This is a genomic window from Luteibacter rhizovicinus DSM 16549 (assembly GCF_001887595.1).
Taxonomy (GTDB): Bacteria; Pseudomonadota; Gammaproteobacteria; order Xanthomonadales; family Rhodanobacteraceae; genus Luteibacter; species Luteibacter rhizovicinus.
The window spans coordinates 1,372,029-1,393,966 of record NZ_CP017480.1 but is presented as its reverse complement, the minus strand read 5'-3'; the positions used below and the strand labels follow the sequence as shown (position 1 = coordinate 1,393,966).

18 protein-coding genes and 1 pseudogene are annotated in these 21,938 nt (G+C 65.1%); 14 read left to right on the top strand and 5 right to left on the bottom strand.

Translation table 11 applies throughout. The annotated features are described in order from the left end of the window. Window positions 1-130 precede the first annotated feature (130 nt). From BJI69_RS23135 to BJI69_RS06425, 3 genes and pseudogenes are all read left to right on the top strand, one after another. Window positions 131-901, top strand: a pseudogene (locus tag BJI69_RS23135) (PAS domain-containing protein); the annotation flags it as partial. Window positions 902-1,033: 132 nt separating this feature from the next. Continuing rightward, a complete protein-coding gene (locus BJI69_RS23130) occupies window positions 1,034-1,453 on the top strand; it encodes a methyl-accepting chemotaxis protein (RefSeq protein WP_425477396.1) in 420 nt (139 codons plus the stop codon). A gap of 31 nt (window positions 1,454-1,484) precedes the next feature. Beyond that, window positions 1,485-1,910, top strand: coding sequence for a VOC family protein (locus BJI69_RS06425; RefSeq protein ID WP_046965727.1), 426 nt, complete (start codon window positions 1,485-1,487; stop codon window positions 1,908-1,910). Here the strand turns inward: BJI69_RS06425 and BJI69_RS06420 are convergent. Both BJI69_RS06420 and norR read right to left on the bottom strand, forming a co-directional pair. Continuing rightward, complete coding sequence (locus tag BJI69_RS06420) at window positions 1,907-2,668, bottom strand: GAF domain-containing protein (RefSeq protein ID WP_211258439.1); 762 nt, start codon at window positions 2,666-2,668, stop codon at window positions 1,907-1,909. The genes BJI69_RS06425 and BJI69_RS06420 overlap by 4 nt on opposite strands. A gap of 238 nt (window positions 2,669-2,906) precedes the next feature. Then, on the bottom strand, window positions 2,907-4,457 hold the full coding sequence (gene norR / locus BJI69_RS06415; RefSeq protein ID WP_046965726.1) for a nitric oxide reductase transcriptional regulator NorR: 1,551 nt from the start codon (window positions 4,455-4,457) through the stop codon (window positions 2,907-2,909). Between the two features lie 147 nt (window positions 4,458-4,604). Here norR and hmpA point away from each other — a divergent pair, with 147 nt between their 5' ends. The 3 genes from hmpA to BJI69_RS06400 all read left to right on the top strand — a co-directional run bounded on the left by hmpA (window position 4,605) and on the right by BJI69_RS06400 (window position 7,089). Continuing rightward, window positions 4,605-5,786: an NO-inducible flavohemoprotein gene (gene hmpA, locus BJI69_RS06410; protein ID WP_046965725.1), complete on the top strand. Its 1,182-nt coding sequence runs from the start codon at window positions 4,605-4,607 to the stop codon at window positions 5,784-5,786. Between the two features lie 263 nt (window positions 5,787-6,049). Next, window positions 6,050-6,598: a fimbrial protein gene (locus BJI69_RS06405; protein ID WP_052766977.1), complete on the top strand. Its 549-nt coding sequence runs from the start codon at window positions 6,050-6,052 to the stop codon at window positions 6,596-6,598. Window positions 6,599-6,792: 194 nt separating this feature from the next. Then, the gene (locus tag BJI69_RS06400) at window positions 6,793-7,089 is read left to right on the top strand and encodes a hypothetical protein (RefSeq protein ID WP_046965724.1); all 297 of its coding nucleotides are present in this window, start codon (window positions 6,793-6,795) and stop codon (window positions 7,087-7,089) included. 7 nt (window positions 7,090-7,096) lie between these two features. Here the strand turns inward: BJI69_RS06400 and BJI69_RS06395 are convergent, their stop codons facing one another. Then, window positions 7,097-10,207 carry a discoidin domain-containing protein gene (locus BJI69_RS06395; RefSeq protein WP_078023048.1) on the bottom strand — a complete coding sequence of 1,037 codons (3,111 nt, stop codon included), beginning with the start codon at window positions 10,205-10,207 and terminating at the stop codon, window positions 7,097-7,099. Between the two features lie 106 nt (window positions 10,208-10,313). On the opposite strand from BJI69_RS06395, the gene BJI69_RS06390 reads away from it, so the two are divergent. Then, window positions 10,314-10,856 carry a DUF2058 domain-containing protein gene (locus tag BJI69_RS06390; RefSeq protein WP_046965723.1) on the top strand — a complete coding sequence of 181 codons (543 nt, stop codon included), beginning with the start codon at window positions 10,314-10,316 and terminating at the stop codon, window positions 10,854-10,856. A 13-nt stretch (window positions 10,857-10,869) separates the two neighbouring features. Continuing rightward, the gene (locus tag BJI69_RS06385; protein ID WP_046965722.1) at window positions 10,870-11,856 is read left to right on the top strand and encodes an NAD-dependent epimerase/dehydratase family protein; all 987 of its coding nucleotides are present in this window, start codon (window positions 10,870-10,872) and stop codon (window positions 11,854-11,856) included. A gap of 115 nt (window positions 11,857-11,971) precedes the next feature. On the opposite strand, the gene BJI69_RS06380 is transcribed toward BJI69_RS06385, so the two are convergent. Beyond that, complete coding sequence (locus BJI69_RS06380) at window positions 11,972-13,324, bottom strand: MFS transporter (RefSeq protein ID WP_046965721.1); 1,353 nt, start codon at window positions 13,322-13,324, stop codon at window positions 11,972-11,974. A 153-nt stretch (window positions 13,325-13,477) separates the two neighbouring features. Between BJI69_RS06380 and cyoA the strand changes: the two genes are divergently transcribed. The 6 genes from cyoA to BJI69_RS06350 all read left to right on the top strand — a co-directional run bounded on the left by cyoA (window position 13,478) and on the right by BJI69_RS06350 (window position 19,456). Then, window positions 13,478-14,539 carry a ubiquinol oxidase subunit II gene (gene cyoA / locus BJI69_RS06375; RefSeq protein WP_211258438.1) on the top strand — a complete coding sequence of 354 codons (1,062 nt, stop codon included), beginning with the start codon at window positions 13,478-13,480 and terminating at the stop codon, window positions 14,537-14,539. A 40-nt stretch (window positions 14,540-14,579) separates the two neighbouring features. After that, the gene (gene cyoB, locus BJI69_RS06370; protein ID WP_046965719.1) at window positions 14,580-16,580 is read left to right on the top strand and encodes a cytochrome o ubiquinol oxidase subunit I; all 2,001 of its coding nucleotides are present in this window, start codon (window positions 14,580-14,582) and stop codon (window positions 16,578-16,580) included. 55 nt (window positions 16,581-16,635) lie between these two features. Next, complete coding sequence (gene cyoC / locus BJI69_RS06365; RefSeq protein WP_425476856.1) at window positions 16,636-17,211, top strand: cytochrome o ubiquinol oxidase subunit III; 576 nt, start codon at window positions 16,636-16,638, stop codon at window positions 17,209-17,211. Then, window positions 17,208-17,615, top strand: a complete 408-nt coding sequence (gene cyoD / locus BJI69_RS06360) for a cytochrome o ubiquinol oxidase subunit IV (RefSeq protein ID WP_046965717.1) — start codon at window positions 17,208-17,210, stop codon at window positions 17,613-17,615. Before cyoC ends, cyoD begins: the two co-directional genes overlap by 4 nt. 2 nt (window positions 17,616-17,617) lie before the next feature. Next, a complete protein-coding gene (locus BJI69_RS06355; protein WP_244465184.1) occupies window positions 17,618-18,394 on the top strand; it encodes an SURF1 family protein in 777 nt (258 codons plus the stop codon). 132 nt (window positions 18,395-18,526) lie between these two features. Beyond that, complete coding sequence (locus BJI69_RS06350; RefSeq protein ID WP_052766976.1) at window positions 18,527-19,456, top strand: DUF535 family protein; 930 nt, start codon at window positions 18,527-18,529, stop codon at window positions 19,454-19,456. Here BJI69_RS06350 and BJI69_RS06345 read toward each other — a convergent pair. Continuing rightward, window positions 19,453-21,933, bottom strand: a complete 2,481-nt coding sequence (locus BJI69_RS06345) for a TonB-dependent siderophore receptor (RefSeq protein WP_046965805.1) — start codon at window positions 21,931-21,933, stop codon at window positions 19,453-19,455. The genes BJI69_RS06350 and BJI69_RS06345 overlap by 4 nt on opposite strands. Between the last annotated feature and the right edge of the window lie 5 nt (window positions 21,934-21,938).

The following is a 21,938-nucleotide window of genomic DNA, read 5'->3' as shown; positions in this document are numbered from 1 at the left end:
GCCAAATGCGGGCGCCCCTTCAGCGGCGATCACACGCAACCGCTGCGCGAATTCGGCAGTCTGCATCAAGCCTTCCCTTCCGGGCGTCGATAACGATGTGCGAACCATCGCCACCGGGCAGGCACACATCATGCGCATCGACATCCTCACGCGTCTTCGTCACTTCTTCGGGAGTTCGCGCACGGACATGCGCGGCAAGATCGCGGCGATCGACCGGACGCAGGCGGTCATCGAGTTCGCGCTCGATGGCACGATCCTCGATGCGAACGCCAACTTCCTCGCCGCGCTGGGTTATGCGCGTGGCGACATCGTCGGTCGGCATCACCGTATCTTCGTCGATGCGGCGGAGGCGGGTAGTGCGGCCTACGCGGACTTCTGGACGCGCCTGGGCAGGGGTGAGCCCGATGTCGGCCTGTACCGCCGGTTCGGTGCCGAGGGACGTGAAGTCTGGATCCAGGCCAGCTATAACCCGGTACTCGATCGTCGCGGACGCCCTGTCAAGGTGGTCAAGTTCGCCACCGACGTGACCGAGCAGCGCCTACGGGCCGCGGATATGGAGGGTCGCCTCGCCGCGATCGACAAGGCCCAGGCCGTGATCAGCTTCAGCCTCGACGGCATCATCCTTGATGCAAACGATAACTTTCTCGCGACCATGGGTTACGTACGCGACGAAGTCATCGGTCAGCACCACCGCATGTTCGTCGATCGCGCGGATCGTGAAAGCGCGGAGTACCTGGCCTTCTGGGCGAAGCTGGGACGTGGCGAGTATGACTCGTCACTGTATCGACGCGTCGACCGGCGTGGTCGGGAGGTATGGATTCAAGGTAGCTACAACCCGATCTTCGACATGGCTGGCCGTCCGTTCAAGGTCGTCAAGTACGCCACGGACGTGTCGGCGCAGACGCGCGCCACGCGAACACTGCATGCCTCGCTTACCGAGCTGGCGGACACCGTGCCGGCCATCGCGGAGCAGGCACGCGTGACGAATGCACTGGCCAACGACGCCAGCCGTTCCGCTGCGGACGGCGGCGCGATGGTCGAGGCCGTCATTGCAACGATGGCGGCGATCCAGGGTGGCGCGCAGGACATCGCCGAGATCGTCGGCCTGATCGACTCCATCGCGTTCCAGACGAATATCCTCGCGCTCAATGCGGCCATCGAGGCGGCACGCTCCGGAAGTCATGGCAAGGGCTTCGCTGTCGTCGCGCAGGAAGTGCGCATGCTCTCGCAACGCAGTGCCGACTCCGCGAAGGATATCCGCACGCTGATCGAGAGCACCCTCGATCGCGTTCGCGAAGGCAGCGAACGCAGTGGCGAGGCCGGCGCGGCGATGCGCGATATCCTCGCGTCGGTCAGCGCCCTTCTGGATCGCGTGTCCGATGTGGCCCGAGCGACGAACTCGCAGGCCGGCGGCATCGACAATGTGCGCCGCGCGGTCGCGGAATTGGCGTAACGTATGGGCTCCCTGACGAGGAGCCTGCGGCATGAACAGCACGATCATTCCCTGTCTGCGTTACCGGAACGCGCTCGATGCGATCGATTTCCTCTGTACCGCCTTCGGCTTCGAGCGGAACGCGGTTTACGTCAATGCGGAGCAGCCTCACCTGGTCGATCATGCCCAGCTGACGCTGGGCGGAGGCATGGTCATGCTCGGCTCCGTGCGCGACGACACACCTTTCAGTCAGCACATGATCCAGCCCGACGAGGCGGGCGGCCGGGAGACCCAGTGCCCGTGCGTCATCGTCGGTGACGTCAAGGCGCACTACGACGTGGCCAGGTCGCACGGCGCGCGTATCGTCGACGAGTACGAAGAGAAGGCATACGGCGGCGCCGGCTATTCCGCGCGGGATCCCGAGGGTCACCTCTGGTACTTCGGCAGTTACGACCCGTGGGCCCCACCGCCGGCTTAGCTCCAGCGGCGACCGCGTTCCAGCATGTACAGGCGGATCTCGTCTTCGGCGATGTCCGCCAGCGCACGGAGGCCTTCCTTCTGCATGGCGTCCAGTCGGCGCGGCGCGCGATCGACGACGCACAGCGAGCCGAGCGTATGACCGTCCGGACCGCGCAGCGGGCAACCGGCGTAGAAGCGAATGTGGGGCTCGCCCGTGACCAGTGGATTGTGCCTGAAGCGCGTGTCCTCCCGTGCATCCTCGATCGTCAGGATCTCATCGCTGAGGATGACGTGATTGCAGAAGGCCTGGTCGCGCGGCGTTTCCTTCATGCTGGTGCCGAGGGCCGACTTGAACCATTGGCGTCGGGCTGTCAGCAGTGAAATGACGGACATCGGCGTGCCGGCGATCAGTCGCGCCAGTGTGGTGATGCGGTCGAAGGCGGGATCCGCGGGCGTGTCGAGCAGACCCGTGCGTCCGACCATTCGCAGGCGCGCCGCCTCGTCGGGAGGCACCGGATAGCTGGGAGAACGTTCGGCGCGGAGCTCCTGCGGCATGGACAGCGCGGTGTCGGACGACATCGCCGTGCGTTCCTCGAGCAGCGCGATAACGGCGCTTTGCCGCATGCGGCGGTGCCCACCGGGCGTTTTCCAGGATTCGAGCGCACCGCTCTCGATCCATTTCTGCGCCGTGCTGACGGAAATGCCGAGGAGGCGCGCGGCGTCTCGCGTCGTGAGCGTGGGATCGTCGTTTATAGGTGGGATGGGCTGAATGACCAAGGCGGCAACGTACGTAAGGGTGAACGGCTTGACGCTAACACAGGCCAACGCTTGTCTCGCTTGGCGAGGCTTGCGTCTTTCGGTGGTCAACGTCGGAAAACACACGCGGCGACGCGTTAATGACGCGATTTTCTGTCACGGATGCGATGACGTTCGCCCGATCATGACCGCACTCGCCTGTCGCCGTCGGCTCGCTTGGTGACTTTGCCGAATCCGCGCACGATCTTGTATGTAGGGATTATTTTGAGATGCCGAGCCGTGCCGCGGAGCGCCGCAGGTTGGCGCGGTCCATCCCGAGCTCGCGCGCTGCCGCCGCCCAGTTCTGCGCGTTTTTTTGCAGGCTGCGCTCGATAAGGGAGCGCTCGTAGCGATCGAGATCGGCGCGCATGGACAGGCCGGTCGTCTCGCTCGAGGGCTCGGGTGACGAAGCCGGCGCTGTCGGGGTCACAGGCAGATCCAGATCGGCGGCCGACAGGGTCAACGAGCGTGCCTTGCCGCCCAGCCGCGATAGCGCCTTCAGTGCGCTGCGGCCGATGGTGTGTTCGAGCTCCCGCACATTGCCTGGCCATGTCCACGCGAGCAGGGCGGCCTGCGCGTCACTGGCCAGGCGCAGGCCCGCCAGGCCGAGCCGACTGCGGTTCTCTTCGAGAAACGTACCGGCCAGAAGGAGCACGTCGTTGCCGCGCTCACGAAGGGCCGGCACCCGTAGCGGGTACACGCTGATGCGGTGGTAGAAATCCGCGCGGCAACGTCCGGCCCGCACCTCGTCGGCCAGATCGCGATTGCTCGCGGCGATGATCCGCACGTCGACGCGATGCTCGCGGTCGGAGCCGACGCGTTGTAGCTGGCCGCTCTGCATCACGCGGAGAAGCGTTGCCTGTGCCGCAAGGGAGAGGTCGGCCACTTCGTCCAGGAACAGCGTGCCGTGATCGGCGAGCTCGAACTTGCCGCGCCGGTCGGTCATCGCGCCGGAAAAGGCGCCGCGCACATGGCCGAAAAGCTCGCTCTCCACGAGATGTTCCGGAAGTGCTGCGCAGTTGACGGCGATCAGCGGCCGGTCCGCGCGCGGTGACGCCGCATGGATCGCCTGGGCCACCAGCTCCTTGCCGACACCGGTCTCGCCGCGGATCAGTACGGTGAGGTCGCTGCCGGCGACCGTGCGGATGTCGTCGGTCAGGTGGCGGAAGGCTGGGCTGCGGCCTGCCAGCACGCGGTCCGGTGCCTGACCGGCGGCAAGGCGAAATCCCTCGGCGCGTGCGCGCTCGTGCTCGGCGGATCGCTCCAGGCCACGCATGCGCTCGGCGACGGAAACCGTGGCCGCGGCCAGGCTGGCGAAGGCGCGCACCGTGGCAAGGTCGGACGGTTCGAAGCGACCGGCCTCCAGTGCGTCGAGGGTCACCAGGCCCCAGGGCTTGCCGTCGATCACCAACGGGCAGCCCATGCAGTCGTGCACATCGAGCGGCAGATGCGCCTCGACCAGGCCGTCGTAAGGGTCGGGGAGGTCGCTGTCGGGTGGAAACAGCGTCGGCCCCTCATGCGCCAGCAAGGCGGCGAAGCGCGGATGGTCGGCGACAAGGAAGCGGCGACCGAGCGTGTCCTCGGTCAGTCCGTCGACCGCGAGGGGCACGAGCTCCCGGCCCTCGAGACGGAGCAGGGCGCTGGCATCGCAGGGTACGAGGGAGCGGAGGGCACCGAGCAGTCGCCGGTAGCGTTCGGCCTCGGGCAGCTCGCGCGACAGGTCGTCGACCAGGGGCAGAAGCGCCGTCAGCTCGGGTATCAGTGCAGTCATATCGACCTCATCAGGGTCATTATGACCCATCTACTCCATGAGTCATTTCGACCCTTCCGTATTCTAACTCCATGAAGTTGCACGCGTGTCGGTCTTGGCATGGGATGTGGATAAAGAAGGCATTCCTAAACACGAGAGACCGACCGCATGCTTTCCGCCGAACACCGCGCCATCGTCCGTTCGACCGTCCCCCTTCTCGAACAGGGCGGCGAGGCGCTGACGACACACTTCTACCGCATCCTTCTCGACGAGCATCCTGAAGTGCGCCCCTACTTCAACCAGGCCAACCAGGCGACCGGTGAGCAACCGCGCGCCCTGGCCAATGGCGTGCTGATGTACGCGCGGCACATCGACCGGCTCGAGGCGTTGGGCGATCTCGTCGGCGCCATCATCAGCAAGCATGTGTCGCTGCGCATTCGTCGCGAACACTATCCGCTCGTGGGTGCGTCGCTCCTTCGCGCCATCCGCGAGGTGCTTGGCGCCGATATCGCTACGGACGCCGTGCTCGAGGCCTGGGGCGTCGCTTACCAACAGCTCGCCGATATCCTCGGCGATGCCGAAGAGGTCATCTATGACCGCGTGGCATCGAGCCCCGGTGGCTGGCGCGACGGTCGCGCCTTCGTTGTCGCCCACAAGGTGCAGGAGAGCGAGGAAATCACGTCCTTCCACTTCGTTCCGGCCGACGGTGGCACGGTGATCGTCCACGAGCCAGGCCAGTACATCGGCCTGCGGCTCCAGGTCGGCGATCAGGATGCACGTCGAAACTATTCGCTATCGGCGGCCTCCGACGAAAGGGGTTACCGAATCAGCGTCAAGCGCGTGCCCGGTGGCCTCGTGTCTAACTACCTGCATGACCGGGTCAGCGTCGGTGACTCCGTCGAGCTCTTTCCGCCATCCGGCCACTTCGTGCTCGAGCACAACGATCGTGCCCTGGTGCTGATCAGTGGCGGCGTCGGCATCACACCGACCCTCGCCATGTTGCAGGCGGCGCTGGCCACCGAACGTCCCATCCACTTCATTCACTCGGCTCGCCACGGTGGCGTGCACGCCTTCCGCGACGTCATCGACGGATTGGCGGCGAAACACCCGCGACTGCGTCGCTATTACTGCTATGAAACACCGCGAACCGGTGATGCCGAACCCGACGCGACCGGTTTCCTCGACAAGGACCTGCTCGCCGCATGGTTGCCGGCTTCCGATGCGATGGATGCTTACTACCTCGGGCCGAAGCCCTTCATGAAAGCGGTTCGCCGTGCCTTGCGCGATCTCGGTGTGCCCGATGCGCGGGCGAAGTTCGAGTTCTTCGGACCGGCATCGTCGCTGGACTGAACGAGACAACGCTTATCACTGTGTTGGTCCTTATGTCTTGAGAAGGATCGCCTAACTGGGGCGGCATCGACCTGGAGAGTGTGTAAGAAAACCCTTCTTTTGAGTATTTTTCCATATGGATGGAAGGGAAAATCTTACACACTCTCTTTCGCGCTCGCGTTGGTCGAGCTCGGCTGCGTGATGCGCGGGGATGAACCCGTGTCTCCCCAAGGCCGACGGCCGCTCCGGTCGTTGATCAACACAAACACTGAAAGGTTAATTGGATGAACCTCAAGGCAACACTTTCCGCCCTGCTCATGGCAGGGCTGGCCGCACCGGCGGCATTCGCGTCCGACGGAACGATCACCTTCGCCGGTGAAATCACTAACGTCACCTGCAGCATCAGCGGAGAAGGCGGCGTCGGTCCGGACTTCACCGTCAACCTCGCCGGTGTCGATGCCTCGAAGTTCGGGGGCATCGGTACGCGTGTCGGCGAAACGGGCTTCCGTATCTATGTCGGCAAGGTCGGTGAGACCACCTGCACCAACACGACGAAGGTGTGGGCGTCGTTCGATCCGGACAGTGCCCTGGTCGATAGCGCGACGGGCATGGTGAAAGTCACCTCCGGTACCGCGAGGGGTATCCAGTTCCGTCTCATGAACGAAAACCAGGATCCGATCGATATCTGGGGCGACCAGAAGGCCATCAAGAAAACGGTGACGGACAACCAGGCGATCCTGGCACACGTCGTCGCTTTCGAGCAGACCGATAGCTCGGTCGCTCCCGGTAAGGCGGGCGGTTCGGTGAAGTACACGATTCGTTTCGAGCCGTAAATGAAACGTCGGTCGCCGGCCTCCATTGGCGACCGACCCGCCCTCAGGAACGTCATGACAGAACAGTCTTCCAGCTTCCGCATGCGGTGGCTTCGCCTCACCGTGGGCCTGCTCGGCGTCGTCGCCTGCGCTAGCCCAGCCGTGGCGACGGTCGTGATGAATGGCACGCGCTTCGTCTTAACTTCAAGCTCAAGGTGAGCGAGTGCAAGGATCCCATCGGCCTGGTCGCACAATTTACCTTCGGGGCCACGTCCGATGCGGACCCGCTGGCGAATGACCTGTTTCGCATGTTCAGTGGCGGGCCGACCCACGTCGGCCTGGAAATCGCCAACGAAGCAAAGCGCACGATCAGGCCAGGACGGCCGTACCAGGCCAATGCGCTGGCCACTGGCGAGAACTTCGAGTTCTACGTGCGTCTTCGCGAGTCGGTGCCTAATGTCGGGGGCGGCGCGTTCGTCCGCCCGGTGACCATTCGCGTGGATTTCCTTTGAGCCGCGATCAATAGTCCGCGACGAGGGTGTGGAACGGCTTCGCCAACCGTAGCCCGTCGGTGTCGTAGACGGATATCGTCTTGCCATCGACCGTCACCTTGGCTGGCTTCGTCCGATCCGGCCAGAACACACGCAACGCGGTGCCCGGCCGGATCCCCTCACCGAGAGTGACGGTCAGGCGCTTTCCATCGCGCCTCGCCGTCATGCTCAACGACCCATAGGCCACCGGCAGGCGCGTCACGGACAAGCCCTTGCCGGCGACCCAGGAGGGCGGCGTCCCCGGCAACAGATAGAGCCCGTCGTCGGCCTCGCGCATCAACATGCCGAAGAGCGTTCGCGCGTACTCCGATCCGATCCACGTATGCGGCATGTCACCGAGGTATCCCGGATGGCGAAGCCGCGAATGGACGACTTCGGCCCACATGTTCCACTCGGGCGGTCGCCGGTCGCGCACGACGTCCATCAGCAGCTCTTCGGCGTCCTTCGGGCGGTCGAGGTAGACATAGGTAAGTACGTTGCGAAGTTCGTACGGCGTATAGGCGAACAGTTCACCCGGAGTCTCGCGCTGGCGCACGTCGGCGATGTAGCGATCGAACGTGCGGCGCAGCGCGTCAGCCGGAAGGACGTCCATCTGCCCTGCCGGATCGAGCGCGATCGAAACACTCGTCGGGTCGCCGTCACCCAGGTCCGCTGCAGCGGGAATCGTGTCGACGCCTTTCCAGGCCATCGTGGTCTCGATGGATTTGCGCAGCGACTCGCGCAGGGCAGCGTACTGCTCGTGCGCATACGTGGCGAGGTCCTTGTCACCCCATTGCTCGGCCAGCCACGCGCCGTCGTGCCAGCCCTTCAGTGCCCAATAGTCGTCCCAGTAGCTGTGCGTGGGACTGGAATACCCTTCGTGGCTGATCGAGGGCGCGATGATGCCGTGGAAGCGCTCGGGGGACGGGAGGTCGCCGAGATACCCCGGAACCATCGTACGTTCGCGCAGTAACTGCATGAAATGCATCGCCGCGCGCACTTTCGGCTCGTAGGAGCGCACGCTTTCCGTTCCGCCGCCGAAGCGCGCCACATCGGCTACCAGGTTGATGAATTCGCCCTGGCTGTCGTACTCGATGTCGGAACCGAAGCCACGATTGATGCTGCCGTCGGCATTCAGGATGGGCGACACCAGTCCGTTCTCGTGCACGGCGTGCGTCGCGTACCAGTCCAGGTAGTCGCGTGCCGTCTTCGTCTCGCCCATGCGCAGCAGGATCGAGGCCGTCGCCGCGCCGTCGCGTATGAAGGAGCGGTTGTAGTTGCGTGGTCCCGCCTGCATGGCGTGACCGGTCTGGTTCACCAGCATGTAGGCCGCCTGGGAACGCAGGATGTTCACCAGGCTCTCGTCAGGCAGCGAGATGCCGACGCCGCCCAAACGCTGCTGCCATTCGTCGGAAACGTGCGCGGAAAGGGTGTCGAAGCTATCGGCGCGGAGCGTGCCGCGATCGATCGACGGCGGCTCCGGTAGGCGACCGCTCGCTTCCGTCGCGGCGTTGCCTAGCGGAAACGCGAGCACGACGTCTCGCTGTTCGCCCGCGGCAAGATGCACCTTGTAATCGAGCACGGCCGCCGCGAGACCGTCGCCGTCATGCGCCCCACGCGTGGAAGGCGATGTTCCGTTGGCGACCATGGCGGTGATCTCCGTCTCGCCATGTTCGCCGAACGGTGCCGCGCCAGCGGCATCCACCGGTGTCAACGAGGCGAGCAGCGTGCGGTTCTCCACGCGTACGTTCGTGTTCGATGCATCGCCGACGATGGCGATGTCGTGGATAGGCGAGGCGCCACCGTTCTGCCATGGCGGATTGACCTGGATGGGTCGCACGACGAGCGACAGGACGCCATCGACGGTGGTGGCACCGGTGTTGCGAAGCCGGTGACGAAGCATCACGACGGGCTGCGATCCGTCTTGCGTGGCGAACGCCTCGCTGGTCACCGCGAGTCCGGACTGGGCCGTCCAGCCAACGGAGGGCATCGGTTTCCATCCATCGCGCAGCGCATGCGTGCGCTCCGAGGTGTCGGAAACGCTCGTGCGCCCGGACGCATCGCGCCAGATGGCCTGCACCTGCGGGCCGCCCTTGTATGGTTCGATGTTGCCGTACTCGTCGAAGATGGATTTCTGCAGGCCAGCCGGGACGCCGACGGCCGTCCAGTACACCTGCTGCATGTGCAGGGAGGAGGGGAACAGCGCGGCGTTGGCGCGGGAGGCGAGCACCTGATAACGCTTCATCGGCGTCATCACCCGCAGCGGGCCAAGCAGTCGCAGCCGCCTCACGGTAGGCGGCGCCCCGTCTTTCGGGCCGACTACCAGGCGAAGTGCGTCGACGTCGTGCGGTTCGCGTGCTGCGAGGTACGAACTGTCGCCCAGGCTGCCGGGATCGCTGTCGAAGGTTGTCCAGCGTGCGTGCGTGTCGCGTCCCTCAAGCCGGGCGCCATCGCGCGGGCCGGCCCACTCGATCTCGAGGCCAGCGATGTTCACCGGCCGGGGCAGGGCGATATCCAGTTGCCGCGTACCGCTCGGGCCCTTGCCGACAATACGGCGGGCATTGCCATCCGCCCACAGCGCGGCGCCGTCGCCCGCACCGTCCAGCCCGGCGATGCGCGCCGAGTCACTGGCAGCGAAGGGTTCGAATTCAAAGACCGACACGCCCCAGTCGGCCGTCCGCGCCGGCGCGGCCAGTCGCACGTAGCGGGCCTCGGCGGCGGGAAACACGAGGTACTCGGTGCCGCCCGGAGAGTCGGTCACGCTGTACACCGTGTGGAAGGTCCGGCCATCGGTGGACGCCTGGATCGAGTACGAGGCGGCAAAGCCGCTGTCCCAATGAATGCGTACGCCGCCGATCCGGGCGACCTTGCCCAGATCCACCTGGAACCACTGCCCCGGGCTGAACGAACCGCCCCAACGCGTCGTCTCATCGGTGTCGATCGCGTGGGCCGGCGCCAGTGCCGGTACCTGCTGCGAGGAGCTGCTGGCCCGCCATTCACTGCGGGGTGGCAGCGTATCGGCGGCGAACGTGGGGGTGGCCACCAGCCCGAGGAGGGCGAGGGTCAGGCGCGTGACGCGCAGGCTGCGGTAAGGGGACATGCGGGATCTACCTCCGGGGAGGTCACCAAGCCTAGGCACGTAACGCCATGTAACCAAGTCTTCGGCGCTAGAATCGGTAGCCTCGCGACCCTACGAATGCCCCGATATGCGTAATCCATTGCAGGAACAGTTGCTCAAGGCCGGTCTGGTCAAGAAGGACAAGATCGCCAAGGTCGTGCGCGAACAGGCCAAGCAGCGCCAGGGCAAGGCGCCCGTCGTTGCCGACGAGGCCCAGGTCGATGCGCGCAAGTTGCAGGCCGAGCGTGCAGAGCGCGATCGCGCCATCGCCGCCGAACGCAATGCCGACGCACGTAAGAAGGAAATCCGGGCGCAGGTCCGGCAGATCGTCGAAACCACCCGGGTGAAGCGCGACGGTGAGATCGCCTATCGCTTCACCGACGGCGAGAAGATCACCAGCCTGCTGGTGAGCGAACCGCTTCGTGCCCAACTCGCCGCCGGCGTACTGGCCATCGCGAAGCTCGACGACCGTTACGAGCTCGTGCCGCGCGCTGCGGCGGACAAGATTCACATGCGCGTGTCCGACGTGGTCGTCTCCGACCACGGCCGCAAGGACAGTGCGCCCCTTCCAGCCGATGACGATGACGACTACTACAAGCAGTTCGTCGTTCCGGACGACCTGATCTGGTAAGGAGCGGTTGCCGATGAGCGTTCTGGTCACCGGCAGCGCCGGACACCTGGGCGAGGCGATCGTCCGCCGTCTTCGCGCCGAGGGGCGCGAGGTCCGCGGGATCGACATCAAGGCCTCGGCATTCACCGATCAGGTGGGTTCGATCACCGACGAGGCCTTCGTGCGCGACGCCATGTCGGGTGCCACGTCGGTCATCCATAGCGCCACCTTGCACAAGCCACACGTTGCCACCCACTCCAAGCGCGAGTTCGTGGATACCAACGTGGCCGGCACGGTCGCCTTGCTCGAAGCCGCCGTGGCGCACGGTGTGAAGGCCTTCGTCTTCACCAGCACGACGAGCGCCTTCGGCGCGGCGCTGTCGCCGCGGCCGGATGAGCCGGCGGCCTGGATCGACGAAGACGTGATGCCGATCCCGAAGAACATCTACGGGGCGACCAAGATCGCCGCCGAGGGCATGGGCGAACTGGTCGCGCGGAAGGATGGCCTTCCCGTCATCGTGCTGCGAACGTCGCGCTTCTTCCCTGAAGATGACGACAATGCCGGCGTTCGTGCCGAGTTCGACACGTCGAACATGCAGGCGAACGAGCTGCTCTACCGCCGCGCGGACATCGACGACATCGTCGAAGCGCATCTGCTCGCGGTGACCCGGGCGCCGGACATCCGTTTTGGCCGGTACATCGTCTCGGCCACGCCTCCGTTCACGCGGAACGACGTCGCCGCCTTGCGGACCGATGCTGCCGCCGTGGTGCGCAGGCTGTTCCCGGATGTCGATGCGCTCTACGGCGCACGGGGCTGGAAGCTGCTGCCGAGCCTGGACCGTGTGTACGACAGCGGTCGGGCGTCACGGGCGCTGGGCTGGACACCCCGTCGCGACTTCGCCTTCGTGCTCGACTGCCTGCGTCGCGGGGAGGATTTCCGCAGCGAGATGGCCCGGGCGATCGGGGTGAAGGGGTATCACGATGCGGTGTTTGATGAGGGGCCTTATCCGGTGGTGGGTTGAGGGGCTCCATCGCCGATAAATCGGCTCCCACAAAAGGCATCGCCGCTGAAGTGGCTCCCACAGGGCTGCGGTGCCCTGTGTGGGAGCCGCTTCAGCGGCGATGCTCTCGCGCCGATCAGACGGCCGGCTTGGACCGGTCCGTCTCCAGCGCCTTGTTGATACGCAGGGCCAGCAGGGTGCAGGCCGCGCCCGAGAGCAGGTAAACGCTCACCGCGCCCAGACCGAAGCGGGTCGACAGGCCCAGGGCCACCAGCGGGGCGAAGGCCGCGCCGAACAGCCAGGCGAAGTCGGAGGTCAGGGCGGCACCGGTGTAGCGGTAGCGCTTGGCGAAATTCGCCGTGACCGTACCCGCCGCCTGGCCGTAAGACAGGCCGAGCAGGGCGAAGCCGATCAGCAGGAAGGCGTCCTGTGCCACCTTGGCGCCACCGAGCAGCCAGGGCGAGGCGATGGCGAACAGGGCAATCAGCACGGCCATGCTGCCCAGGGTGTTGCGGCGACCGAACTTGTCGGCGATGACGCCCGACGCCATGGTGCCCAGAATCGCCAGGAAGGCGCCGATCAGCTGCACTACCAGGACATCGTTGATGTCCTGCGAGCGGTTCAGGGCGATCCATGACAGCGGGAAGATCGTGACCAGGTGGAACAGGGCATAGCTGGCCAGGGCCGCAAAGGCGCCGATAAACAGGTTGTAACCCTGGGCCGTCACCATTTCGATGATGCCGATGGGCTCGAGCTCGCGCTCTTCCAGCAGCTGGGTGTATTCCTCGGTCACGACCAGGCGCAGGCGGGCGAAAAGGGCCACCACGTTGATGGCGAAGGCGACGAAGAAGGGATAGCGCCAGCCCCAGCTGAAGAAATCTTCCGTCGACAGCTGGGTATGCAGGAACAGGAACAGGGAGGCGGCGATCAGGAAGCCGATCGGCGCGCCCAGCTGGCCGAGCATGGCGTACCAGCCCCGGCGGTCCTTCGGGGCGTTCAGCGAAAGCAGGGACGGCAGGCCGTCCCAGGAGCCGCCGAGCGCAATGCCCTGCAAGAAGCGCAGCACCGAGAGAATCACAATGACCGCGTAGCCGTGCGACGTGTTCGCCGGCAGGAACGCAATACAGACCGTGGACGTGCCCAGCAGGAACAGGGCCGCGGTCAGCTTGGTGCTCCGGCTCCAGTTGCGCTGGATGGCCATGAACAGCGTGGTGCCGAGCGGGCGGGCGATGAACGCGAGCGAGAAGATGGCGAAGGCGGCGAGGATGCCGTCCAGCTGGCTCAAAAACGGAAAGAACACCGACGGAAAGACGAGGACGGACGCGATGCCGTACGTGAAGAAGTCGAAGTATTCCGAGGCACGGCCAATGACGACGCCCACCGCGATTTCGCCGGGGGCGACGGGGGCGTGGCTGGTTTCGTGCTGGCGGCGGACATCCTGTTCGGCGCCTTCCGCGGCATTGTGATGGGCGTGTGAAATGCTCGACATCGTATTCGGCCGGTCTTGGAGATGGATGACAGGATAGCCAAAAATCGCAGCACTCGGCTTGTAAGGCCATGGGACAATGTGTCCTATGGCCTTAAAAGCCGGATAGGCGTACTTTTTCGTGTCCCCACGGTTGCCTCCATCATGCGAATGTCCATGAAGATGTTGCGCGGATTGCTTATCCCCGCCCTGATCCTGCTCTTGTCGGGCTGCGATGCCGTGCTGTTCTCGCCCTCCGGCGACATTGCCCGCCAGCAGCGTGATCTCATCATTATTTCCGTGGTGCTGATGTTGATCATCATCATCCCGGTGATCGCGATGACCTTCCTGTTCGCCTGGAAGTACCGGGAAAAGAACAAGAACCACGACGACTACGCCCCGGACTGGAACCACTCCACCGTCCTGGAGCTGCTGATCTGGTCGGCCCCGCTGCTGATCATCATCGCGTTGGGCGCCATCACCTGGACCAGCACCCACAAGCTGGATCCGTATCGCCCGCTGGACCAGATCGGCGCCTCCCGCCCGGTCGCCGAGGGCGTCAAGCCCCTCGTGGTCGAAGTCGTGGCGCTGGACTGGAAGTGGCTGTTCCTCTATCCGGAGCAGGGCATCGCCACGGTCAATGAAATGGCCGCGCCGGTCGACCGCCCGATCGAGTTCCACATCACCGCCTCCAACGTCATGAACGCGTTCTTCGTTCCCGCCATGGCGGGCATGATCTATGCCATGCCGGGCATGGAGACCAAGCTCCACGCGGTGATGAACAAGACCGGTGACTTCGAAGGAATTTCCGCCAACTACAGCGGCGCCGGATTCTCGGACATGCGTTTCCGCCTCCATAGCCTGTCCGATGGTGACTTCGACGCCTGGGTGGCCAAGGCCCGCGCCGATGGCAACACCCTGAGCCGTGAGGACTACCTCAAGCTCGAGCAGCCCAGCGAGCGCGAACCGGTGCACTACTACAAGACCGTGGCGCCTGGCCTGTACAACGCCATTCTCAACCGGTGCGTCGAATCGAACCGCATGTGCCAGAGCGACATGATGGCGATCGACCAGCAGGGCGGTCAGGGCGTGGTGGGCACCTACAACGTCACTTCGCTCGATGCCGCCACCCGCTCGCGCCTGGGTGTCGCCGACGACGGCAAGCGCTACGTGGGTGCGCTTTGCGCTGCCCGCGGCGCCACCGGCGCAGCGATGACACCTGCCGGACGTCCGCTCTGAGCGGCCGCCTTTTCCGATTCAAGCCTCGCCGAGTCCGGTAATGAACACACCCGATCTAGTCAAACTGATCTTTGGACGCCTCACTATCGAGGCGATTCCCTACCACGAGCCGATCCTGATCGGCACGTTCGCGGCTGTCGCCCTCGGCGGCATCGCGCTGCTGGCCGTGCTGACCAAGTACAAACTCTGGGGTTACCTCTGGAGCGAGTGGTTCACCAGCATCGATCACAAGAAGATCGGCATCATGTACATGGTGCTCGGTATCGTGATGCTGCTGCGTGGTTTCTCCGACGCCATCATGATGCGTGCCCAGCAGGCCATGGCCTTCAACGGCAACCCCGGCTTCCTGCCACCGCATCACTACGACCAGGTCTTCACCGCCCACGGCGTGATCATGATCTTCTTCGTGGCGATGCCTTTCGTCACCGGCCTGATGAACTTCGTCGTGCCATTGCAGATCGGCGCGCGCGACGTGGCGTTCCCGTTCCTCAACAACTTCAGCTTCTGGATGACCGTCGCTGGCGGCATGCTGGTGATGGCCTCGCTGTTCGTCGGTGAGTTCGCCCGTACGGGCTGGCTGGCGTATCCGCCGCTTTCCGGGTTGGCGGCCAGTCCCGATGTCGGGGTCGACTACTACATATGGTCACTACAGGTGGCCGGCGTGGGAACGACCCTCTCCGGCATCAACCTGCTCGCCACCATCATCAAGATGCGTGCGCCCGGCATGACCATGATGAAGATGCCCGTCTTCACCTGGACCTCGCTGTGCACCAACGTGCTGATCGTCGCCGCCTTCCCGGTGCTGACGGCCGTGCTGGTACTGCTCTCGCTCGATCGCTACATCGGTACCAACTTCTTCACGAACGACTTCGGCGGCAACGCCATGATGTACGTGAACCTGATCTGGATCTGGGGCCATCCCGAGGTCTACATCCTCGTGCTGCCGCTGTTCGGCGTGTTCTCCGAAGTCGTCGCCACCTTCAGCCGCAAGCGCCTGTTCGGTTACGCGTCCATGGTCTACGCGACCGTCGTGATCACGGTGCTCTCGTACCTGGTCTGGCTGCATCACTTCTTCACCATGGGTTCCGGCGCGAGCGTCAACTCGTTCTTCGGCATCACCACGATGATCATCTCGATCCCCACGGGCGCGAAGATCTTCAACTGGCTGTTCACGATGTACCGTGGCCGCATCCAGTTCGAAGTGCCGATGCTATGGACGATGGGCTTCATGGTCACCTTCGTGATCGGCGGCATGACCGGCGTCATGCTGGCCGTGCCCCCGGCCGACTTCCTGCTGCACAACAGCCTGTTCCTGATCGCGCATTTCCATAACGTCATCATCGGTGGCGTGATCTTCGGCGTCTTCGCCGGCATCAACTACTGGTTCCCGAAGGCCTTCGGCTTCAAGCTGGATTCGTACTGGGGCAAGTGGTCGTTCTGGCTCTGGCTGACCGGCTTCTACTTCGCCTTCATGCCGCTCTACGTGCTGGGCTTCATGGGCGTCACCCGCCGCATGAACCACTTCGAAGACCCGTCGTTGCAGATCTGGTTCATCATCGCCGCGTTCGGTGCGGTGCTCATCGCCGGTGGTATCGCTGCGTTCCTCATCCAGATCTTCGTCAGCATCAAGCGCCGCGAAGCGCTGCGCGACGTGACGGGCGATCCGTGGCACGGCCGCACGCTCGAGTGGTCGACTTCGTCGCCGCCGCCGTCGTACAACTTCGCCTTCACCCCGGTTATCCATGAAGCGGATGCCTGGTGGCAGATGAAGGAGCGCAACGCCGCGCGCCGCACGGAAGGCTACCTGCCGATCCATATGCCGAAGAACACCGCGGCTGGCGTGTACATCGCCGGGTTCGCCTTCGTCATCGGCTTCGCGATGATCTGGCACATGTTCATCATTGCCGGTCTCGCCTTCCTCGGCCTGCTGGTGACCGCGATCGGCCACACCTTCAACTACAAGCGCGACTACTACATCCCCGCCGACGTCGTGGCCCGGACCGAATCCGCCCGCACGGAAGAGCTTGCCGCCCATGTCTGATATCCAAGCCACCTCTACCGCCGCTGTCGCGGACCAGCAGGACCTTCAGTTCTGGATGAAGGAAGACCACCACCCGGAAAACGGCACGTTGCTCGGGTTCTGGATCTACCTGATGAGCGATTGCCTCATCTTCGCCTGCCTGTTCGCCACCTATGGCGTCCTCGGCCGCAGCTACGCGGGCGGCCCTTCGGGCGCCGACCTGTTCGAGCTGCCGCTGGTGGCCATCAACACCACGATGCTGCTGCTGTCTTCCATCACCTACGGCTTCGCCGTGCTGGAGATGCAGAAGAACCGCCGCGGCACGATGATGGCCTGGCTGATCATCACCGGCCTGTTCGGCGCCACCTTCCTCGGCATCGAGCTGTACGAGTTCGCGAACCTCATCCATGAGGGCGCGGGCCCGCAGCGCAGCGCCTTCCTGTCGTCGTTCTTCACCCTGGTCGGCACCCACGGCCTGCACGTGACCTTCGGCATCATCTGGCTGATCACCTTGCTGGTGCAGGTGGGGCGCTTCGGCCTTACCCCGGCCAACAAGCGTCGCATCATGTGCCTGTCCATGTTCTGGCACTTCCTCGACGTGGTCTGGATCGGCGTGTTCACCTTTGTTTACCTGATGGGGGTGCTGCCGTGAGCGCGCACATCGAATCGCACGACCACCACGACGACCACGGTCATGGTGAAGAAGAAGTCAGCCACAGCACCCTGAAGGGCTACATGATGGGGTTCTTCCTCGCCGTGGTGCTGACGGCGATCCCGTTCTGGCTCGTCATGGGCAAGGTCATCCCGAACCCACAGACGCTGGCGATCGTGATCCTCACCTTCGCGGCGATCCAGATCGTCGTGCACATGATCTACTTCCTGCACATGGATACGAAGTCGCAGGGCGGCTGGAACATGCTGGCGCTGATGTTCACGCTGATCCTGGTGGTGATCACGCTCACCGGTTCGATCTGGGTCATGTTCCATCTCAATTCGAACATGATGCCGGGCATGTCCCACGACATGACCGAGCAGCAGGTCAAGAACCTGCCTTGAGCGTGAAGGTGCCAAACGAGACAAGGACGCCGCGCTCACCGCGCGGCGTCTTCGTTCTGGGCCTGCTCGCCGTGTTGGGCGCGGTGGTCTTTGCGGGTTTCGTTGCGCTCGGTACATGGCAGGTCCACCGGCGCGCGTGGAAGCACGACCTGATCGCTCGCGTGGACGCTCGCGTGCATGCCGCGCCCGTGGACGCACCCGGTCGTGGCCAGTGGCCGCAGGTGAGTGCAGCGAACGACGAATACCGCCGCGTGAAACTGAGCGGTAGCTTCCTGCAGGACAAGAGCGTCCGCGTTCGCGCGAGCACCGAGCTCGGCATGGGCTCCTGGTTGCTGACGCCGTTGCGTCTGGCCTCGGGCGATGTCGTGATCGTGAATCGCGGCTTCGTGTCGCCGACGTGGTGTGCCGGCAAGGCCGACTGCACGCCGGGCCCGTCGGGGCCGGCGGCGGTGTCGGGGCTGTTGCGGATCAGCGAGCCGAAGGGCGCCTTCCTGCAGAAGAACGACCCGGCCGGGGACCGCTGGTTCTCCCGCGATGTGGCCGCGATCGCGGCGGCGAAGGGTCTGGGCGACGTGGCTCCCTACTTCGTCGACGCCGATGCGGCCTCGTCGCCCGGACGTGGTGAGGGTAACGACGGTCCGGTGGGTGGGCTGACGGTCATCGCGTTTCCGGACAACCACCTGAGCTACGCCCTCACCTGGTATGCGCTGGCCTTGCTGACCCTGGTCGGTGCCTGGGTGGTCTGGAAGACGTCCCGGGTGGCGGGCGCGCCACGGTAGGAGCCGATTTATCGGCGATGCCTAACCGCGTCGCGAGCACCCATCGCCGATAAATCGGCTCCTACCTTGGAGCCGCCTCCCACATGTGGAGCGGCCGATTTCAATTTCCCGGGCGTCGAACGTCTTTAGGGTATGCATCCGCACTACCCCGATCCCATCACGGTCCCCGACGCCAAGCTTGGCTGGGCACCCGTCCGGCCGGCACGAGGTTCGCTGGCGCTTCTTCTCGATCATGCCCGCCGGCGTGCGACGTTGCGACGGCAGGGGGCGGTGCGGGAACGAAGGCTGCCTTACCTGCTACGCAGCCTGGTCGCCTTCCGTCGCCAGGCCACTTGGCTTGGCCTGGTGGGCGCGTCGCGAGCCATGCGCGATGCGGCTGAGATGAATCCCCGGGTCTACGAGCGCTGGCAGACCCATTACCTCTCCCGCAAGTTCGACCTGCCCATGCGCGCGCGGGTCGTCGAGTCGCACTATCGCTTCATCGCCCGCGAGTTTCCCGAACGCCTGCGCAATCGCCTGCTCCGGGGTCACGACGTCCGTCTCGCCACGCTTCCCCTCGGTGGTGGCGAGATAGCGTATCTCCATGCACGTGCGCCGGAGAGCGAAGCCACCGGCGAGATGGGACTGTACCTGCTCAATGCCGACAAGGAAGTGATCTCGTCCTGCGCCATCACGTTCGGCGGCGTGGAGGGCGTCATCGTCGGTGCGATGCGCGGGTCGTGGGCGTACCTGGGTCGTGGTGCCATCGCGCGCTTCACGCGTGCCACGGCCGGGCTGCGCCCGCGTGACCTGCTGCTGGCCGTGGTGCGGGCGCTGGCGACCTATTACGGGATCGACCGGGTGCGCGGTGTATCGCGCAGCGCGCATCCGCTCGACCGTCGGGCCGGCGTCACCACGGCGTCGTACGACCGGTTCTGGCGGCGCCACGGTGGCACGCCAGGAGAGGGCGGCTGCTACGAGATTCCCTGCCTGGGCTTATCCAGTGGACGTGCGGAGCGCGATGCCTTCCGCCGCGAGGCCTGCGAAGTGACGTTGAAGTCGTTCGCGCGCGCGGCCGCCTAGAAGTCGTAGGTGCCGGTGAGCAGGACCACGCGACCTTGCCGTATGGGGACGAAGGTCTCGTCGAAGTTCACGGCGTACAGCGTGCGCGAGAAGAGATTCTTCACGCCCAGGGTGACGCGCCAGTTCTCGCCGTAACGCGATACGTTGGTCTCGACACTCGCCTGCCCGGGGATGCCGAAATACTGCCCATCGTTCGTCGTGCGGCCCTCGCTGCGGCTGCGCGCGACGATGCCGGCGGCGACGCCCCAGGGTTTCATCGAACCATCGCCGAAGCGATAGCTGGCCCACGTCGCCGCCTGGTGTTTCGGTGCGCCGGTGGGGCGGGTGTCGTCGTGATTGCGAATGCGTGACTCGGTCAGGCTGGCGAGCAGATCTAAACCGGGCGCGATGCGCCCGGTAAACTCGAGCTCGAGGCCGCGATTGGTCTGTCCGGGGCCCGGCGTGGCGAAGAAGGGCGGCTCCGGCGACACCAGGTCCACGCTGTGATCGACGCGGATGCGATAGGCCGCGACGGTCAGGCGTGCCCGCTGATCGAAGAGATCGACCTTCGTGCCCACTTCCAGCTGGCGTGATGTCGCGACTGGCAAGGGCTGGCCATCCTTGCCGAGCGCCGGATCCGGCTGGAAGCCGGTGGACGTGTCCGCATAGAGCGATACGTCGTGCGTCAGCTTGTAGACCACGCCGAGCTTGGGCACCCACCGCTCCTTGCGGACCTTTCGCGGTGAGCCGTCGGACCACCGGGTATCGAGTTCGTAGCGGGTGCGGCGCAGGGCAGCGAGAATGTTCCAGCGATCGCCCAGGGAGATCTGGTCCTGGAAGTAGACGCCTGAATTCGTCTGCCAGGAACCACCCAGGGTTTGCACGGTGGTATTCACCGGCGTGACCAGGGCGTTGTATTTCGCCGACACGGTGCTTCCGGTGCGCAGGTCGTAAGCCAGCGGCCGGGTGACGATCACGGCACTGCGGTCGGCCTCGTCGACCGACGTTCCCTCGGTGATGCTGCCACCACCGCTGTCGCCGGCGTGGGTACGGGCGAGGTCCACGCCGATCAGCACGGTGTGGGTGACGTCACCCGTGCGGAAGGTTCGTGTGAGGTCGTTCTGCCAGGTCCAGTACGTGCCGGAGTAGCGAAAAGTCCTCGCCACGGCCGACGCCCCGCTCCCGAAGGCGGTGAACGGCGTCGAGGAAAGATACGACCAGCTGCTGCCGTTGCTGTGCTGGCGTACATACTGCCCGCGGCTGTGCCATGCCCAGTCGTCGGCGAAATCGTGATCGACTTCGAACACGCCGCGCACCGTCCGGTAGGTGGAGATATCGCCCGGGCTGCCGGGCACCGAGCGCGTCGGCGACGCCGCAGACAGCGATGGACCGAGCAGCACCGTGTGTTCCGGGCCGGGCACGCGGTTGTCGACGAATTCCACGCCACCCATCACACGCGTGCGGTCGCCCTGCCAGGCCAGCGAGGGGGCGACATAGGCGCCGCGCCCGCCGCCGTCACCTTGCGGCGTTTTTTCACCACGCTGGCCCGAGGCGACGACGCGGTAGGTGAGCGATCCGTCTTTCGAGGCGCTGCCAGCCAGGTCGACACCGAGCCGTGCACCGTCGTACTTGCCGACCGAGTAGTCGATCGTGCGTACGGTCTCGGCCTGTGGCCGCTTCATCACGACGTTGATCGAACCGCCGAAATTATTGTTCTGCGACGCGTCACCGAGGATCGCCTCGGGGCCACGGAGGACTTCCACCCGCTCGATGCCGATCAAAGGGGGGAGGTCTTCCGTGCGAGCGATACCGTTGGGCATGCCGTCGGTCATGCCGTGCCCGGCATCGAAGCCACGAATCAGGAAGATCGGCGAGCCGCCGTAGCCGTCCACGTACTGCACGCCGGCGACGTAACGCGCCACGTCGCCGATATCCAGGGCCTGCTGTGCTTCGATCACATCGCGGGTGACGACGGTGACTGATTGCGGAACGTCAGCCAGGCGCGCTTCCGTGCGCGTCACCGTGCGCGTGGTATCGGCCTTGAAGCCGTTGTCCTGGACCAGGCCCTGGACGTCCACGGTGGCGAGCGGCACGACGCTGCCCGGATCGAAGGCGACGGAGGGATCGAGCGGCAGCGGCGTCGCGTTACCGGTCTTCTGCCGTTGGCGCACGACCACGGTGCGCGCGTCGTACGCCTCGCTCTCGAGGTCGGTACCGGCGAGCAGTTCATCCAGTGCCGCGTTCGGCGTGAGCACGCCACTGGCGCCGGACGACCGCCAGTTGGCGATCGTTCCCGAGGCCGTCAGTACCTGGACGTTGCTCTGCTTGCCCCAGGCCAGCAGCGCGGTCGCCAGGGGCTGCGGAGCAATGTCGAACGGGATGACGACGTTCGCGGAACCCTCGGCCGGAGCGTCCGCGGCGCAGGCGACATGGACCGCCCACGCAAGCGCGAGAGCGCCGGTGAGTGCGCGCCGGCGCCCGCGAAGCGAGTACTGCAAGATCT